This window comes from Escherichia sp. KCJ4928 (assembly GCF_004352695.1).
Taxonomy (GTDB): Bacteria; Pseudomonadota; Gammaproteobacteria; order Enterobacterales; family Enterobacteriaceae; genus ECMA0423.
In genome coordinates this window covers 1-574 of sequence record NZ_SJWV01000560.1, presented here as the reverse complement: position 1 = coordinate 574, position 574 = coordinate 1, and the positions used below count along the sequence as shown (strand labels likewise).

The window sequence follows — 574 nt, the reverse complement described above, 5'->3', positions numbered from 1 at the left end:
GGTGATTATAATGTTATTACCGGTGCATATCTTGGTAATATCACACTGAAAACAGAAGGTACTTTAACTATCTCTGCCAATGGCTCCTGGACTTACAATGGCGTTGTTCGTTCATATGATGATAAATACGATTTTAACGCCAGCACTCACCGTGGCATCATCGGAGAGTCGCTCACAAGGCTCGGGGCGATGTTTTCTGGTAAAGAGTACCAGATACTGCTTCCTGGTGAAATTCACATTAAAGAAAGTGGTAAGCGATAATATAAGGGCCGGGATTCCGGCCTTTTTATGCAGCCTTTATAACAGTGTATTAGTCATTCGCATATTCAACATATCCCTCCTCACAATGGTACATGCCATAATACATTCTCTTACCCTCCGGGCCTTCAGCTTTAAATGGGACAAGAAGTGTTTTTTCATCTTCAACATCTGTTAAACTTCTCTCAATCTTTTCCCATGTAATTTTCGGGATTTCTGTACCAAGAAGTTGAACATCGTTGTCCCAGCGTCTCATTCTTTGCAGGTAATCATTTTTTACAAACGTTCTGGCCTGTTCATCGCTGACCTGATAGCA

At 41.5% G+C, this 574-nt stretch carries 1 protein-coding gene and 1 pseudogene; one reads left to right on the top strand and one right to left on the bottom strand.

The features are described 5' to 3' along the window. Positions 1-261: pseudogene (gene cma / locus E0D98_RS25545) on the top strand (lipid II-degrading bacteriocin colicin M); the annotation flags it as partial. Positions 262-310: 49 nt separating this feature from the next. Here the strand turns inward: cma and cmi are convergent. Next, a partial coding sequence (gene cmi / locus E0D98_RS25540; RefSeq protein WP_131891506.1) for a colicin M immunity protein occupies positions 311-574 on the bottom strand: 264 nt, incomplete at its 5' end.